Raw genomic sequence first — 15,272 nt, 5'->3', positions numbered from 1 at the left:
CAGCCGCCCGAACCGGAGGACCCCGATGCACCAAACGCCGTCCCGCGCCCGCAGCGCCAGTCATGCCCGCCCCCTGCCTTGGCGCGGACTTGCCCTGGCCGTCGGCGCCGCCGCGGCCCTGATCCTCGCCGGGCAGGCCCGCGCGCAGGACAGCGGTGAGGTCACCAAGTCCCATGGCTACAACTTCTTCGGCGAGCTGAAATACCCCGCCGACTACGCGCATTTCGACTACGTGAACCCCGACGCCCCCAAGGGCGGAGAGATCGCGCTGGCTGCGCAGGGCACCTTCGACAGCCTCAACCCCTACTCCCGCAAGGGGCGGGCGGCGGTGCTGTCCTCGACGATCTACGAGAGCCTGATGGACGGCAACGCGCCGGCCGACGAATACGGCTCGATGTACTGCGTGCTGTGCGAGAGCCTCGAATACGACGAGGGCAAGACCTACGTCATCTTCCACATGCGGGACGACGTGACATTCTCGGACGGCACGCCGCTGACCGCGCACGACGTGGTCTTCACCCACAACCTCTTTCTCGAACAGGGCCTGCCGTCCTACGCCATCGCGGTGAAGAAGCGGATCACCAACGCCGAGGCGCTGGACGACTACACCGTCCGTTTCGACTTTGCCGATGACATCTCGCGCCGGTCGCTGATCGACCAGGTCGGCTCCACCCCGGTCTTCTCGCAGAAGTGGTTCGAGGAAACCGGCGCCCGCCTCGACGAGCCGCGGCTGGAAACCTCGCCGGGCTCGGGCCCGTACACGATCGAGGATTTCGAGGTCAATCGCCGCATCGTCTATGCCCGCAACCCCGACTACTGGGGCAAGGACCTGCCTGTGAACATCGGCCGGCACAACTTCGACCGCATCCGCGTGGAATACTTCGCCGACGAGACCGCTGCCTTCGAGGCCTTCAAGGCCGGCGAATACACCTTCCGCGAGGAAGGCAATTCCCGCCTCTGGGCCACCTCCTACGACTTCCCCGCCGCGCAGCGCGGCTACGTCGTGAAAGAGGAACTGCCCGACGGCGCGCCGCCGTCGAACTCGGGCTTCGTCTTCAACCTCGGGCGCGAGGCGCTCAAGGACAAGCGCGTGCGCGAGGCCCTGGCGCTGGCCTACAACTTCGAATGGACGAACGAGAGCCTGCAGTACGGCCTCTTCGACCAGCGCAACTCGTTCATCCAGGGCACCCCGCTCGAAGCCACCGGCGCGCCCTCGGCCGAGGAAAAGGCCTTCATGGAGACGCTCCCGGTCGAGGTCCCGGACGAGGTGATGAACGGCGAGGTGCGGATGGCGCACACCTCCGATTCCGCCCGCCTGAACGACCGCCGCAACCTGCGCACCGCGATGAAGCTGCTGGACGAGGCCGGCTGGACCGTCGGCGCCGACGGCAAGCGCCGCAATGCCAACGGCGAGCTGCTGACCATCGAGATTCCCGTCAACTCCTCCGGCGCCGCGGTGCTGGAATCGGTGATCGAGACCTTCGTGCAGAACATGCAGCTGATGGGTGTCGACGCGAAGATGGAAAAGGTCGACCCGTCGCAATACACCAACCGCGAACGCGACCGCGACTACGACATCCTGTTCGACGCCTACCGCGTGTTCCTGGGCGTCGGCACCGGCCTGCGGCAGGTCTTCGGCTCGGCCGAGGCGGAATTCAGCCTCTTCAACCCCGCCGGCCTCGCCTCTCCGCTGGTCGACGCGATCATCGATAAGGCGCTCGAAACCTCGACCCAGGCGGACCAGGACACCTCGCTCCGCGTGCTCGACCGGGCGCTGCGCAACGAGTTCTTCATCGTGCCGGCCTGGTACAAGGCCAACCACTGGGTGGCCTACTGGGACATGTACAGCCACCCCGAAGAGATCGCGCCCTACGACCTCGGCTATCTCGACTACTGGTGGTACGATGCCGAGAAGGCTGAGCAATTGCGGGCCGCGGGCGCACTGAGGTAAGCCGCACCCATGGGAGCCTACATCCTTCGCAGGTTGCTGCTGGTGATTCCGACCCTGTTCGGGATCATGGTCATCAACTTCACCCTCACCCAGTTCGTCCCCGGCGGGCCGATCGAACAGATCATTGCCCAGGTCCAGGGCGAAGGCGACGTGTTCCAGGGCATCTCGGGCTCGGGCACCGACGCGGGCAACGTTGGCCTGACTGAAGGCATCGGCGCGCTCGGCTCGGACAGCAAGTACGAGGGCGCGCGCGGCCTGCCGCCTGAGTTCATCGCCCAGCTGGAAAAGGAATTCGGCTTCGACAAGCCGCCGCTGCAGCGCTTCCTCGACATGATGTGGAGCTACATGCGCCTCGATTTCGGCGAGAGCTACTTCAGCAAGCAGAGCGTCATGTCGCTGGTCTGGGACAAGCTGCCGGTCTCGATCACGCTGGGCCTCTGGTCGACGCTGATCGCCTATGCCGTGTCGATCCCGCTCGGCATCCGCAAGGCCGTGCGCGACGGCTCGCGCTTCGACACCTGGACCTCGGGCGTCATCATCGCGGCCTACGCCATCCCCGGCTTCCTCTTCGCCATCCTGCTGCTCGTCCTCTTTGCCGGCGGCAGCTACTGGCAGATCTTCCCGCTGCGCGGCCTGACCTCGGACAACTGGGACCAGCTGCCGTGGTACGGCAAGATCCTCGACTACTTCTGGCACATCACCCTGCCGGTGATCGCCACCACGATCGCCAGCTTCGCGACCCTGACGCTGCTGACCAAGAACTCGTTCCTGGACGAGATCAAGAAGCACTACGTCATCACCGCCCGCGCCAAGGGCCTGCCGGAAAGCCGGGTGCTCTATGGCCACGTCTTCCGCAACGCGATGCTGATCGTGATCGCGGGCTTCCCGGCGGTCTTCGTGGCGGTGTTCTTCGGGTCGTCCATAATCATCGAGACGCTGTTCTCGCTCGACGGCCTCGGACGGCTGGGATTCGAGGCGACCGTCTCGCGCGATTACCCGGTGATCTTCGGGACGCTCTTCGTCTTCTCGCTGCTGGGCCTCGTGGTCGGCATCCTGTCGGACCTGATGTATGTCTTCGTCGATCCCCGCATCGACTTTGAAAAGCGGGAGGGCTGAGATGGTCAACGCGCCGCAGACCCCGCTCGACACCACCGCCGCGCCCGAACCGCTGCGCCCGGGTGACGCCCCGCCGCCGCCCGCAAGGGGCAAGCCGTCGCGCCTGTCGCCGCTGAACCAGCGCCGCTGGCGCAACTTCCGCCGCAACGGCCGCGCCTACTGGTCTCTGATCATCTTCTCGATCCTGTTCGGCCTGTCGCTGTTCGCCGAGTTCATCGCCAACGACAAGCCGATCCTCGTCAGCTATCGCGGCGAGCTCTTCATGCCGATCTTCAACTTCTACCCGGAAACCACCTTCGGCGGCGATTTCCAGACCGAGGCGATCTATACCGACCCCGAGGTCCAGTGCCTGATCGCCACCGGCGGGCTCGACACCTGTTTCGACGACCCCGACGGCGTGATCGTCGACGCGGCCGCCGACGGCATGGTGGACGGCGAGGCGGTCGAGACCGGCTGGGCGATCTGGCCGCTGATCCCCTATTCCTTCGACACCCCCGTCGACCGTCCCGGCGCGGCGCCGCTGCCGCCGAACAGCCAGAACTGGCTCGGCACCGACGACACCAAGCGCGACGTGCTGGCTCGGGTGATCTACGGCTTCCGGCTGTCGATCCTCTTCACCCTGATCGTGACCTTCGCGGCCTCGATCATCGGCATCGTCGCGGGGGCCATCCAGGGCTTCAAGGGCGGCTGGATCGACCTGACCTTCCAGCGGATCATCGAGATCTGGCAGGGCATCCCGATGCTCTACATCATCATCATCCTCTTCGCGATCCTGGGCCGAAGTTTCTGGCTGCTGGTCGGGCTGATGATCCTCTTCGGCTGGCCGGCGCTGGTCGGCGTGGTGCGGGCGGAATTCCTGCGCGCCCGGAACCTCGAATACGTGCGTGCGGCCAAGGCGCTCGGCGTGTCGAACTGGACGATCATGTTCCGCCACATGCTGCCGAACGCGATGGTGGCGACGCTCACCATGCTGCCCTTCATCGTGACCGGGACCATCGGTTCGCTCGCCACGCTCGACTTCCTGGGCTACGGCCTGCCGTCCTCGGCGCCGTCGCTGGGCGAACTGACGCTGCAGGCGAAACAGAACCTGCAGGCGCCGTGGCTGGGCTTCACCGCCTTCTTCACCTTCGCGATCATGCTGTCGCTGCTGGTCTTCATCTTCGAAGGCGTGCGCGATGCCTTCGACCCGAGAAAGACGTTCCAATGAGCATGCTCGAAGTGAAGGACCTGCGCGTCTCGTTCCGGCAGGACGGGCAGAGCGTGGCCGCCGTCAAGGGTGTGAGCTTCACCGTCGAACAGGGCGAAACCGTCGCCATCGTGGGCGAATCCGGTTCGGGCAAGTCGGTCTCGGCGCTCTCGACCGTCTCGCTGCTGGGCGACAACGCCGAGGTCGCGGGCTCCGTCACCTTCAACGGGCAGGAGATGATCGGCGCGCCGCAGAAGGTGCTGCAGAAGGTCCGCGGCAACGACATCTCCTTCATCTTCCAGGAGCCGATGACCTCGCTCAACCCGCTGCACACGATCGAAAAGCAGATGGGGGAATCGCTGGCCCTGCACCAGGGCCTGACCGGAGAGACGGCGCGCGCCCGCATTCTCGACCTGCTGAACCGCGTCGGCATCCGCGACGCCGAAAGCCGGCTGACCGCCTATCCGCACCAGCTCTCGGGCGGGCAGCGGCAGCGGGTGATGATCGCCATGGCGCTGGCCAACAAGCCGCACCTGCTGGTCGCGGACGAACCGACCACCGCCCTAGACGTGACGATCCAGGCCCAGATCCTCGACCTGCTGGCCGAGCTCAAGCAGAGCGAGGGGATGGGGATGCTCTTCATCACCCACGACCTCGCCATCGTCCGCCGCATCGCCGACCGGGTCTACGTGATGAAGTCCGGCGAGGTTGTCGAAAGCGGCCGCACGGCCGAGATCTTTGCCAACCCGCAGCACCCCTACACCCGGATGCTGCTGGCCGCCGAACCCTCGGGCCAGCCCGCGCCGGTGCCGCAGGGCGCGGCCGAGCTGGTGGCGACCGACGACCTGCGCATCTGGTTCCCGATCCAGCGCGGCCTCTTCCGCAAGACGGTGGGCCACGTCAAGGCGGTGAACGCCGCCTCGATCCACGTCCGCGCGGGCGAGACACTGGGCATCGTCGGCGAAAGCGGCTCGGGCAAGACGACGCTGGCGCTGGCCGTGATGCGGCTGATCCAGTCCGAGGGCGGGATCACCTTCGACGGGCAGGATGTCCGGCGCTGGTCGACGGGTGACCTGCGCCATGCCCGTGCCGACATGCAGATCGTGTTCCAGGACCCTTTCGGCAGCCTCAGCCCCCGCATGACCTGCGAACAGATCATCGCCGAGGGGCTGGGCGTCCACAAGATCGCCAGCAACAAGCCCCCGCGCCAGCTGGTGTCCGAGGTGATGACCGAGGTCGGCCTCGACCCCGCGATGATGGACCGCTACCCGCACGAGTTCTCGGGCGGCCAGCGCCAGCGCATCGCCATCGCCCGCGCGATGATCCTGCGCCCCAAGCTGGTGGTCCTGGACGAACCGACCTCGGCGCTCGACATGACGGTGCAGGTCCAGATCGTCGACCTGCTGCGCCAGCTGCAGGCGAAGTACGGGCTGGCCTACCTCTTCATCTCGCACGACCTCAAGGTCGTCCGCGCCATGTCGCACCGCGTGATGGTGATGAAGAACGGCGACATCGTCGAAAGCGGCACCGCGCAGGAGATCTTCGACGCGCCGCAGGAGCCCTACACCAAGGCCCTGCTCGAAGCCGCCTTCGCGCGCTAGACCTTGGACAGGAACCGCCGGCACTCCGCCCGGCACTTCGCATCCGCCGCGGCGCCGTAGTCTGGCAGGGACGGGTCGAGGAAGTAGTGCCCGACCCCGTCATAGCGGTGCACCTGCAGGTCCGCCCCCGGGTTTGCGGCTTTCCACGCGTCGAACACCGCCTCGTCATCGAAGGGTTCGGGCCGGGCGGCATGCATCTGGACCGGGGTGCCCGTCACCTCGTCCGGCCACGGCGCCGGCCCGCAGAGCAGCAGCACGCCACGCGCGTCGGGCCGCGCCGCCCAGGCCCGCGCTGCCATGCCGGCGCCCAGCGACACCCCGGCCAGGACGGGCCGGTCCGGCAGGCCCGCCGCCACGTCCAGCGCCCGCCCGGTGACCGTCTCGAGGCCGATGTCCTCGAGGATGGCAAAGCCCGCATCGTAGGTCTCGGCGGTGCGCCCGCCGAAGAGGTCGGGCAGGGTGACCGTGTGCCCGTCGCGCCGCCATTCCGCGGCCAGCCCGTGCTCGACCGGCCGGAGCCCCAGGACCGAATGGAACAGCACGATGTGCGCCATGCCCGATCCTTTCCTGCGGCGGCGTTCAGTCCCGCGCCACGATCCCGTTCATGAAGAGGTCGAGGAAATGCGCCGAAACCTCCTCGGGCCGCATCGCGTCGTCCTCGGTATGCCAGCGCAGGATCCAGTTCACCGCGCCCAGGAAGAAGTTCGAGGTCAGCCGTACGTCCACCGGCCGCAGCGCGCCTTCCTCGATCGCCTTCTCGATCAGCATCCGCGAATACCGGTCGAGGTTGCGCCGCCGCTCCAGCAGTTCCGCCTGCTGCGCCTCGGGCAGGGCGCGGATGTTGGCCATGGTGGTGTAGGCCCCGCGCTCGACCATCAGGTTCTCCATGAACCGCCTGTAGAGCAGCTGCAGCTTGTCAAAGGCCGTGCCATTCGACGCCTCGGCCTCGAGCCGGGCGTTCTGGCCGCAGTTGTAGGTCAGGCGCAGGCAGTCGTAGAGCAGCTGCTCCTTGTTCTTGAAGTAGTAGTAGAGCGCGGTCTTCGTCACCCCGATCTCGTCCGCGATCTCGTCCAGAGAGGTGGCGTGATAGCCCTTCTCGTTGAAGATCCGCGCGGCGACCCGCAGGGCGGCGCGCCGCTTGAGCTCACGGATTTCTTCCCGCAACGCGACTGCGCCATTCCAGTTTGCCATTCGTTCACGTCCTTTGGCAGGGGCCTGGGCAGACCCATGATACAGGATCCTTACGCCCCGGTAACAGCATTTTCCGGCCGGTCCGGTGTGCGGGCCGAATGCCATGCTTCCGGCCAGCGACCCAGCATATATCGGTGATCGCTCGGAATTTCCTTGCGTCATCTCGGCCGCGTGCTGCCGCGACGGGCAGCGGGACGCCCCGGCGCGACGCCCTGCGGCGGCGGGATTGGGGCGTGCCCCGAATTCTTTAATCGACTGAATTAATTTCACTAAATCCGCCCCGTCGCCACGCCCCCTGACGCCAAGGCGCGCCACTTTCGCGCGCCCGAACGGCGAATCGAAGTGCTGCTCTGCGGAACGTAATTCCATAAATGTGAAACCGGACGCGCCGCCCCGACAGGTGAGAAGCGGGCCCCGCTGTCCCGCAGCGCCGTCCGCCGGGCGCACCCCGGCCCGTTTCGGGGCGTTCTAGGGGCCTCCGGACCGGCCCCACCCGGCCAAAGTCCCGCCCCCCGGAAACCGGCCCGACCAGCCCGAAACCCTTGGTTTTCAAACGGATGATTGAAATTGCCGTTCACGTCACCTTTGCCGCGCACGACGGGATTTTTCTTAACAGTGTCAATGGTTCCCGCCGGTCGGCCAGCGCGCCGTGCGCCGCGCTGCGGCGCGCGCGCCGACACGGATGTGACCGCGCCGGGGGTCAAATGGCTTGCCAAGTGACCGCTGTCCGCCAACACTTCGGACAGGTCACGAATGGGAGGATAACATGACCAACACTCAGACACGTGTGAGCCGCCGTGCGATGCTGCGTGGAGCCGCGGTCGCCACGCTGGCGACCCCGGCCCTGATCGGCAAGGGTCTTGCCCAGGGACAGGTCACCTGGCGCGTGCAGTCGCACTGGCCCAAGGCGTCGAGCTCGTTCGACGACAGCCTCGGCGTGCTCGCCACCATGCTCGAGGAACGCACCGAGGGCGCGTTCAAGCTTGAACTCTTCGGCGCCGGCGAATTCGCCAAGGGCCCCGACATCTACAACCTCGTGCGCAAGGGCGTGGTCCCGATGGGCACGCTCAGCCCGTCCTACATCCTGGACAAGGCGCAGGCCGCGGGCTTCCTCTACGGCATCCCCGGCACCCTGCGCGAGAACTGGGAGCCGCAGCAGGCCGCCAAGAACCTCGGCATCGAGGAAATGGTGAACGAGGAGCTGGTCCCCGACGGCGTCCGCCTGATGTCCGAGAAATCCTATCCGACCGAGATGGTCGTCTCGAAGAAGATCGAGAGCGCGGATGACTTCAAGGGCCTCAAGATCCGCTCGTCCGGGACCATGCTCGACTACCTTGCCGCCGCGGGGGCTGCGCCGCAGTACATCCCCGGCTCGGAACTCTACCAGTCGCTCAGCTCGGGCGTGGTCGACGGCGCCCACTGGGGCGCGGCGATCGGCGCGCAGTCGATGTCGCTGTGGGAGGTCTGCAAGTACCACTACAAGCCGGCGCTCGGCTTCACCATCGACGCGTTTATCATGAACGAGGAGCAGCTGCAGGAGCTGCCGGCCGACCTGCGGACCGCGATCATCGACCTGATGGAAATCCGCTTCTTCCAGCGCTCGGCCGAGTACATGCACAAGGAGGCCATCGCGCTCTCCGACGGCGTGAACAACCAGGGCGTTGAAGTCGTGCAACTGCCCGACGACGTGCTGCAGCTCTTCGCCTCGGCCTCGGCCAACATCCTGGAACAGGAAAAGGCCAAGGGCGAGATCGCGGCGCGGGCCTACGAGGCCTACGTCGGCCTGATGCGCGACCTGGGCTACGTCTCGGGCGCCTGAGGCGACGCGCACCTGCCGCGGCGCGTGACCCCGCGCCGCGGCATTACCAGCAATCAAGAGGCAGCCGACAGGCGCCGTCCCGCAGGCCGGGCCGGCGCGATGTCGCACATGCCTGACGCAAGGGGTTTTGGGACATGTTGAAGGTCGCGCGTGCGATCACGCATCTGAACAGGTGGATCGGGAAATGGGCCTCGCTGGCCGTCCTGATCATCTTCGTCTTCCTTCTGGCCGACGTGGTCATGCGCTACCTGGTCGGCCAGCCGGCGATCTGGACCGCCGAACTGGCGACGCTGATCTTCGGCGTCTACGCCATCATCGGCGGCGGCTACCTGATGGCCGAACGCGGCCACGTGAACGTCGACATCATCTACGGCACCTTCAGCCAGCGGCGGAAATCGCAGGTCGACATCCTCACGTCGCCCCTGTTCTTCCTCTTCGTCGGCATCCTGCTCTGGCAGGGCTGGGACCTCGCGTCCGAGGCGATCGCCGACAACGAACGCTCGAACTCGATCTGGAAACCCTACCTCTGGCCCACCAAGGCCTTCATCCCGGTGGCGGCGACGCTGCTGCTGCTGCAGGGGGCGGTCCGGCTCTGGTCCGATTTCCGCGTCCTGCGGGGCAAGCCTATCCCCGACGACGTCTTCGGCGTCCCGGCCGCGGATGAATCCGAGGCCGAGCGCGCGGCGCACGGAGGTCTGCAGGAATGAGCGGTCTGAGTGTTGAAATCCTGACCCTGCTGTTTTTCGGGTCGCTGCTTCTCTTCGTCATGCTCGGCACGCCGCTGGCCTTCGCGCTCGGCGGCATCTCGGTCATCTTCCTCTATTCCGAGATGGGCCAGATCGGGTTCTACCTCCTCGCGTCCAAGATGTGGGAATCGATGTCGAACCCGACATTGATGGCGATACCTCTCTTCGTCTTCATGGCCATCCTGCTCGAGAAGTCAGGGGTGGCGAACGATCTCTACGAGATGATGCACGTCTGGTTCGGCGGCCTGCGCGGCGGCCTGGCCATCGGCACGGTGCTGATCTGCGTGATCTTCGCCGCCATGTCCGGCATCTCGGGCGCGGCCGTCGTGACCATGGGCACCATCGCCCTGCCGAAGATGCTGGAACGGGGGTACGACAAGAAGATGGCCCTCGGGGCCATCAACGCGGGCGGCGGCTGGGGCATCCTGATCCCGCCCTCGATCCTGATGGTCCTCTACTCGCTCCTGACCGAGGTCTCGGTCGGCCGGCTCTTTGCCGCCGGCATCGGGCCGGGGCTGACGCTCTTCGTGCTGGTGTCGATCTACATCGGCGGCCGGTGCTGGCTGCAGCCGCACATGGGCCCGGCCCTGCCCAAGGAGGAACGCGCGGGCTGGGGGCCGAAACTGCGCTCGCTCAAGGCGGTGATCCTGCCGATCATGATCGTGACCATCGTGCTCGGGGCGATCTTCGGCGGCTTCGCCACCCCGACCGAGGCGGCGGCCATCGGCGTGTTCGGCGCGCTCGCGGCCACCACGATCAACCGCCAGCTCTCCTGGCGGGTGATCCACGATGCCTCGATCGCGACGCTCAAGCTGACGACGCTGATCATGTGGATCCTCTTCGCGGCACATGCCTTCTCGACCGCCTACACCGCGCTCGGGGCGCAGAGCCTGATCCAGAACCTGATGGCCTACATCCCCGGCGGGAAATGGGGCGCACTGACCTTCATGCTGCTGGTGCTCTTCATCTTCGGCATGGTGCTCGACCCGGTCGGGATCATGCTGATCACGCTGCCGGTGTTCCTGCCGGTGGTCGAGGCGTCGGGCTTCGATCCGATCTGGTTCGGCATCCTCTTCATCATCATGATGGAGGTCGGCTACATGACGCCACCCTTCGGGTTCAACCTGTTCTACCTCAAGGGGGTGGCGCCCCCGGGCGTGACGATGGGCGACATCTATTCCTCGGTGATCCCCTACGTGATCGTCACGCTGATCGGTGTCCTGCTGATCATCCTGATCCCCGGCATCGCTCTGTATCTGCCGAACCTCTTCTACGGCTAGACGAACGGCCCGCCCTGCGTCATGCCGGGCGGGCCAGTTTCTACCGGAGAGTAAAATGTCGTTCTACCTGGACAGCGATCAGCGCCTGCTCAAGGACCAGGTCGACCGCTGGCTCGCCCAGAACGTCACCCCGCTGATCGACCGTCACGAACGCGACTGCACCTTTCCCTTCGAAATCCTCGATGACCTGAAGAACTTCGGCTATCTCGGCGGCAAGATCCCCGAGGCCGACGGCGGCTTCGACCTGCCCTATGTCACCTGGGGCATGCTGATGGAAAGCGCCGGCTACTGCTGGGGCTCGCTGCGCACCATCGTCAACATCACCAACGGCACCATCCAGAAACTCAGCCGGTTCGGCACGCCCGAGCAGAAGGACCGCTGGCTGCAACCGCTGCTCAGGAACGAGATCCGCTGCTGCACCGGGCTCAGCGAACCCAACGTCGGATCGAACGTCCGCGGCATCGAATGCAGGGCGGTGAAGCAGGGCGACCACTACGTGATCTCGGGCCGCAAGCTGTGGATCACGAACGGCATCAACGCCGACATCTGCCAGCTTGTCGCGCGCACCTATTCCGACAGCTGCGACGGAGAGCTGTCGACCTTCATCGTCGAACGCGGCACCCCCGGCTACTCGGCCCGGCGGGTCGAAAAGATGGTCCTGCGTCCGACCGGCACGTCCGAGCTCAGCTTCGACGACGTGAAGGTGCCCGTCGAGAACCGACTCGGCCCCGAGGGGCAGGCGCTGTCGGGCACGCTGGCCGGGCTCAATACCGCGCGGGTCAACATCGCCATGGGCGCGGTCGGCGCGGCGCAGTCGGCGCTCGACCTCTCGGTCGACTACGCCAGGACCCGCAAGCAGTTCGGCAAGCCGATCGGGGAATTCCAGCTGGTCCAGAAATACATCGTCGACATGACGATCCGGGTAAAGGCCGCCCGCGCGTTGTCCTACACCGCCGCGCAGGCCCTCGACCGGGGCGAAGAGGCGCGCGAGGACTGTTCCATCGCCAAGCTCTACGCCACCAAGGCCGCGTTCGAGGTCGCCGACATGGCGCTGCAGGTCCACGGCGGCCTGGGCTACGCGATCGGCTATCCCATCGAACGCATCTTTCGCGACACCAAGGGGGGCATGATCCCCGAAGGCACCGTCGAGGTGCAGACCCTGATCGCCGGCCGCGAGATCCTCGGCCTGAACGCGATCACCTGAGGCGAGGCGACGATGAAGGACCTGCACGACCCCTACCGCTTCCCGGACCTGGCACCGCTCTTCAACCCCGCCAGCATCGCCGTGGTCGGTGCCTCGGACAAGGAACACTCGATCGGCAACCACACCTTCCGCAACATCGTGGAGCATTCGAAATTCACCGGCCGCCTCTACCCGGTGAACCCGAAACAGGATCAGGTCATGGGCCTCAGGGCCTATCCCGACATGGCATCGCTCCCGGAACCGGTCGACGTGGTGGTCATCGTCGTCCCCGCCCAGTTCGTCGCCGAAACGGTCGAACAGGCGGGCGCAAGGGGCTGCCGCTTTGCCGTCATCCTGACCTCGGGCTTTTCCGAGGCCGACGACTGGGGCATCGCCGAGGAACGGAAGCTGGTCGAGATCGGCCAGCGCACCGGCATCCGCATCTACGGACCGAACTGCCCGGGGCTGGTCAACCTGAACATCCCGCTCGGCATGTCGTTCAGCCCGGCCTTCAAGACCGACCTCGCCCCCGGCGCCATCGCTCTCGCCACGCAGGGCGGCGGGCTGGGGCGCAACATGATGCAGCACAACTACCGCGGCATGGGGTTTTCGGCCTGGTCGTCGTCCGGCAACGAATGCGACCTGCAGGTCGCCGACTTTGTGCACCACTTCGCCGGCGATCCGGACTGCAAGGCCATCGCCATCCTGGTCGAGGGCTTCAAGGACGGTCCCCGCTTTGCCGCCGCCGCCCGCCGCGCGGCCGAGATGGGCAAACCGATCATCGGCCTCAAGGTCGGCCGCTCGGAATACGGCGCCAAGGCCGCGCAGTCGCACACCGCGTCGATCACCGGCTCGGCCGAGGTCAATTCAACTGTCTTTGCGCAGCTCGGCGTGATCGAGGTCGATGACCTCGACGAGGCGATGGATGTCGCCATGCTCTTCACCCGCAAGCAGCCCACGGGGGACGAGAAGGTGGCGGTCTTCGCCTCCTCCGGCGGCGCGGCCTCACTCTGCGCAGACAACGTCGGCACCGCCGGGCTGACCCTCTCGACCTTCACGCCCGAGACGACACGGAAGCTGGCCGAAACGCTGCCGAGCTTTGCCAACATCTCGAACCCGATCGACACCACCTCGATCTCGATCAGCCACCCGCAGGCGCTGATGGACAGCCTGATCGCCTGCGCCAACGATGCCAATACCGACCTCGTGTTGGCGCCGATCCCGATGGACTACGGCATCTACACCGAGGCGAACGCCCGCAACTTCAAGACCGCGCAGGACACAACCGACACGCCCATCGTGCCGATCTGGTTCAGCGAAAAGACCGGAGAGGGGTATTTCGAACTTGCCCGCTCCGGCCTCGTCCCGTTCCGCTCGCTCCGCAATATGGGCAAGGCGGTGCGCCGCTGGATTGACTACGGCCGCTACCTGCAGGAGCGTGACCAGACCTGGACGCCGCTCCTCCTAGACACCGGCGTGCCGGGGCCTGCCACCATCACCCGCACCCTGACCGAGGCCGAGGGCAAGGCGGCGCTGGCCGCCGCCGGCGTGCCCGTCACCACGCCCGAGGTCGCCGCGACCAGCGCGGCGGCGCAGGAGATCGCCGACCGCATGGGCGGCCCCCTGGCGATGAAGATCGTCAGCGCCCAGATCACCCACAAGTCGGACGTGGGCGGCGTGATGCTGAACGTGGACCCCGCAGCGGCCGCCGCGGCCTTCGACACGATCATGGCCAGTGCCGCCGCCGCCCGCCCCGACGCGACGCTCGACGGGGTGCTCCTGGAACCGATGGCACCCGCCGGCGGGGTCGAGGCCTTTGTCGGCGTGGCCCGCGATCCGGTCTTCGGCCATGTCATGACGCTCGGCCTCGGCGGCATCTACGTCGAGATGTTCCACGACGTGACCCGCGCCATGCTGCCGGTGTCCCAGGCCCAGGCCCGCCGCATGATCGGAAAGCTGAAATCCGCGAAGCTGCTGAGCGGCTATCGCGGCCAGCCGCCACGTGATCTGGACGCCCTCGCAAAGCTGGTGGCGACGGTGTCGGATTACGTGGCGGCGCATGCCGACCGGGTCGAGGAGGTCGAGATCAATCCGGTCTGGGTCGGCGCCGGGGGCGAGGGGGCGCTGGCCCTCGACGCGGTGATCGTCGTGCGGGACTGAAATCCCGCACCGACGAAAATACCGACGTGATACCGACGCAATACCGACGTTGATTTCAGCGTCCGCCGCTGACGTGCAGGGTCTGCGCGGTGATGAAGTCCGCCAGCGGCGAACAGAAGAACAGGATCGCCTTCGCCACGTCCTCTTCGGTTCCCAGCCGGGGCAGGGGGCGAGCGCCAGGCTCCGCTGTTCGAGCTTGTCAAAGTCCGGCCGCGCCCGCAGCCGGGGGGTCGCGATCAGCCCCGGCGCGACCGCGTTGCAGGTGATGTTGAACCCGCCCGCCTCGCGCGCCAGCGCGTTCGTCATCCCGATAAGTCCCGCTTTTGCCGAGGAATAATTGGTCTGCCCCCGGTTGCCGAGGTACGCCATGGACGAGGTGTTGACGATCCGGCCCCAGCCCCGCTCCATCATCCCCGGCAGCACCGCGCGGCAGCAGTGGAAGGTGCCCTTGAGCACCGTGTCATGCACCGCGTCCCAGTCCTCCTCGGCCATCTTCACGAGGTACTTGTCACGGCTGAAGCCCGCGTTGTTCACCAGAACATCGACCGGGCCGATCGCGTCGAAGGCACTGGCAACGCTGGATTTATCCGTCACGTCGCAGACCCCTGTCGCCACCTTCGCCCCCGGCACTTCCGCCTCGATCCAGGCGCGGGCCTCCTCGGCGGCGTCAATGCTCAGGTCCAGCAATGCAACCGCGGCCCCCTCGGCCGCCAGCAGCCTGGCCGTCGTCCGGCCGATCGCTCCGCCGCCGCCCGTCACCGCCGCCACGCGACCCGTCAGACCCAGATCCATGTAACGCCCTCTCATTCAACGGAAATCCCTGCCTTGGGGGCCAACGTGATTGCTCATCCGTGAAAGCGCAACGCCGGGAATTGAATTGCCAGACATGTAGCTTTACCCATGAGTAAGATTTGCCGGGCAAGGGAGGCGCGCAAGGTGGACCTGGAAAAACCCGATCTCTATAGGCTGTCCGGCGACGGCCGCACCCTGACCCTGCGCGCGGGCCGCTGTTCCGCCTGCGGAAGTCAGATTTTCCCCT

11 protein-coding genes and 1 pseudogene are annotated in these 15,272 nt (G+C 66.5%); 9 read left to right on the top strand and 3 right to left on the bottom strand.

Features of this window, described 5'->3' with window-relative positions; genetic code table 11:
- The first annotated feature begins 25 nt into the window (after nucleotides 1-25).
- From ACE2AC_RS10260 to ACE2AC_RS10245, 4 genes are read left to right on the top strand one after another with little or no spacing between them, the layout of a single operon-like run.
- On the top strand, nucleotides 26-1,951 hold the full coding sequence (locus tag ACE2AC_RS10260) for an extracellular solute-binding protein (RefSeq protein WP_375691996.1): 1,926 nt from the start codon (nucleotides 26-28) through the stop codon (nucleotides 1,949-1,951).
- Nucleotides 1,952-1,960: 9 nt separating this feature from the next.
- The gene (locus ACE2AC_RS10255) at nucleotides 1,961-3,067 is read left to right on the top strand and encodes a microcin C ABC transporter permease YejB (RefSeq protein WP_375691995.1); all 1,107 of its coding nucleotides are present in this window, start codon (nucleotides 1,961-1,963) and stop codon (nucleotides 3,065-3,067) included.
- Nucleotide 3,068: 1 nt separating this feature from the next.
- Nucleotides 3,069-4,274 (top strand): ABC transporter permease, encoded by a 1,206-nt coding sequence (locus ACE2AC_RS10250; RefSeq protein WP_375691994.1) that lies wholly within the window; start codon nucleotides 3,069-3,071, stop codon nucleotides 4,272-4,274.
- Nucleotides 4,271-5,854 (top strand): ABC transporter ATP-binding protein, encoded by a 1,584-nt coding sequence (locus tag ACE2AC_RS10245; RefSeq protein ID WP_375691993.1) that lies wholly within the window; start codon nucleotides 4,271-4,273, stop codon nucleotides 5,852-5,854. Before ACE2AC_RS10250 ends, ACE2AC_RS10245 begins: the two co-directional genes overlap by 4 nt.
- On the opposite strand, the gene ACE2AC_RS10240 is transcribed toward ACE2AC_RS10245, so the two are convergent.
- Complete coding sequence (locus ACE2AC_RS10240; RefSeq protein WP_375691992.1) at nucleotides 5,851-6,408, bottom strand: dienelactone hydrolase family protein; 558 nt, start codon at nucleotides 6,406-6,408, stop codon at nucleotides 5,851-5,853. The two genes, ACE2AC_RS10245 and ACE2AC_RS10240, sit on opposite strands and share 4 nt — an antisense overlap.
- 25 nt (nucleotides 6,409-6,433) lie before the next feature.
- A complete protein-coding gene (locus ACE2AC_RS10235; protein ID WP_375691991.1) occupies nucleotides 6,434-7,045 on the bottom strand; it encodes a TetR/AcrR family transcriptional regulator in 612 nt (203 codons plus the stop codon).
- Nucleotides 7,046-7,811: 766 nt separating this feature from the next.
- Between ACE2AC_RS10235 and dctP the strand changes: the two genes are divergently transcribed.
- The 5 genes from dctP (at nucleotide 7,812) to ACE2AC_RS10210 (ending at nucleotide 14,233) form a co-directional block, all read left to right on the top strand.
- The gene (dctP, locus tag ACE2AC_RS10230) at nucleotides 7,812-8,864 is read left to right on the top strand and encodes a TRAP transporter substrate-binding protein DctP (protein WP_375691990.1); all 1,053 of its coding nucleotides are present in this window, start codon (nucleotides 7,812-7,814) and stop codon (nucleotides 8,862-8,864) included.
- Nucleotides 8,865-8,998: 134 nt separating this feature from the next.
- Complete coding sequence (locus ACE2AC_RS10225; RefSeq protein WP_375691989.1) at nucleotides 8,999-9,571, top strand: TRAP transporter small permease subunit; 573 nt, start codon at nucleotides 8,999-9,001, stop codon at nucleotides 9,569-9,571.
- The gene (locus tag ACE2AC_RS10220) at nucleotides 9,568-10,890 is read left to right on the top strand and encodes a TRAP transporter large permease subunit (protein WP_375691988.1); all 1,323 of its coding nucleotides are present in this window, start codon (nucleotides 9,568-9,570) and stop codon (nucleotides 10,888-10,890) included. The genes ACE2AC_RS10225 and ACE2AC_RS10220 overlap by 4 nt, the downstream gene beginning before the upstream one ends.
- Before the next feature lie 55 nt (nucleotides 10,891-10,945).
- Nucleotides 10,946-12,094, top strand: coding sequence for an acyl-CoA dehydrogenase family protein (locus tag ACE2AC_RS10215; RefSeq protein ID WP_375691987.1), 1,149 nt, complete (start codon nucleotides 10,946-10,948; stop codon nucleotides 12,092-12,094).
- Nucleotides 12,095-12,106: 12 nt separating this feature from the next.
- On the top strand, nucleotides 12,107-14,233 hold the full coding sequence (locus ACE2AC_RS10210) for an acetate--CoA ligase family protein (RefSeq protein WP_375691986.1): 2,127 nt from the start codon (nucleotides 12,107-12,109) through the stop codon (nucleotides 14,231-14,233).
- Between the two features lie 55 nt (nucleotides 14,234-14,288).
- Here ACE2AC_RS10210 and ACE2AC_RS10205 read toward each other — a convergent pair.
- Nucleotides 14,289-15,025 (bottom strand): annotated as a pseudogene (locus ACE2AC_RS10205) (SDR family oxidoreductase).
- Nucleotides 15,026-15,272: the final 247 nt, after the last annotated feature.

Origin of the sequence: Pseudooceanicola sp. LIPI14-2-Ac024 (assembly GCF_042188925.1) — a bacterium.
GTDB lineage: Bacteria > Pseudomonadota > Alphaproteobacteria > Rhodobacterales > Rhodobacteraceae > Pseudooceanicola.
Note: the sequence above shows the minus strand (reverse complement) of the source record. Positions and strands in the feature narration are given on the sequence as shown.

What these genes read in the sequence shown, in the direction of transcription:
- ACE2AC_RS10250 (WP_375691994.1), top strand. Translation starts at nt 3,069, where the DNA reads ATGGTCAACGCGCCGCAGACCCCGCTCGACACCACCGCCGCGCCCGAA.
- ACE2AC_RS10220 (WP_375691988.1), top strand. Translation starts at nt 9,568, where the DNA reads ATGAGCGGTCTGAGTGTTGAAATCCTGACCCTGCTGTTTTTCGGGTCG.
- ACE2AC_RS10240 (WP_375691992.1), bottom strand. Translation starts at nt 6,408, where the DNA reads ATGGCGCACATCGTGCTGTTCCATTCGGTCCTGGGGCTCCGGCCGGTC.
- ACE2AC_RS10225 (WP_375691989.1), top strand. Translation starts at nt 8,999, where the DNA reads ATGTTGAAGGTCGCGCGTGCGATCACGCATCTGAACAGGTGGATCGGG.
- ACE2AC_RS10215 (WP_375691987.1), top strand. Translation starts at nt 10,946, where the DNA reads ATGTCGTTCTACCTGGACAGCGATCAGCGCCTGCTCAAGGACCAGGTC.
- dctP (WP_375691990.1), top strand. Translation starts at nt 7,812, where the DNA reads ATGACCAACACTCAGACACGTGTGAGCCGCCGTGCGATGCTGCGTGGA.
- ACE2AC_RS10255 (WP_375691995.1), top strand. Translation starts at nt 1,961, where the DNA reads ATGGGAGCCTACATCCTTCGCAGGTTGCTGCTGGTGATTCCGACCCTG.
- ACE2AC_RS10210 (WP_375691986.1), top strand. Translation starts at nt 12,107, where the DNA reads ATGAAGGACCTGCACGACCCCTACCGCTTCCCGGACCTGGCACCGCTC.
- ACE2AC_RS10260 (WP_375691996.1), top strand. Translation starts at nt 26, where the DNA reads ATGCACCAAACGCCGTCCCGCGCCCGCAGCGCCAGTCATGCCCGCCCC.
- ACE2AC_RS10245 (WP_375691993.1), top strand. Translation starts at nt 4,271, where the DNA reads ATGAGCATGCTCGAAGTGAAGGACCTGCGCGTCTCGTTCCGGCAGGAC.
- ACE2AC_RS10235 (WP_375691991.1), bottom strand. Translation starts at nt 7,045, where the DNA reads ATGGCAAACTGGAATGGCGCAGTCGCGTTGCGGGAAGAAATCCGTGAG.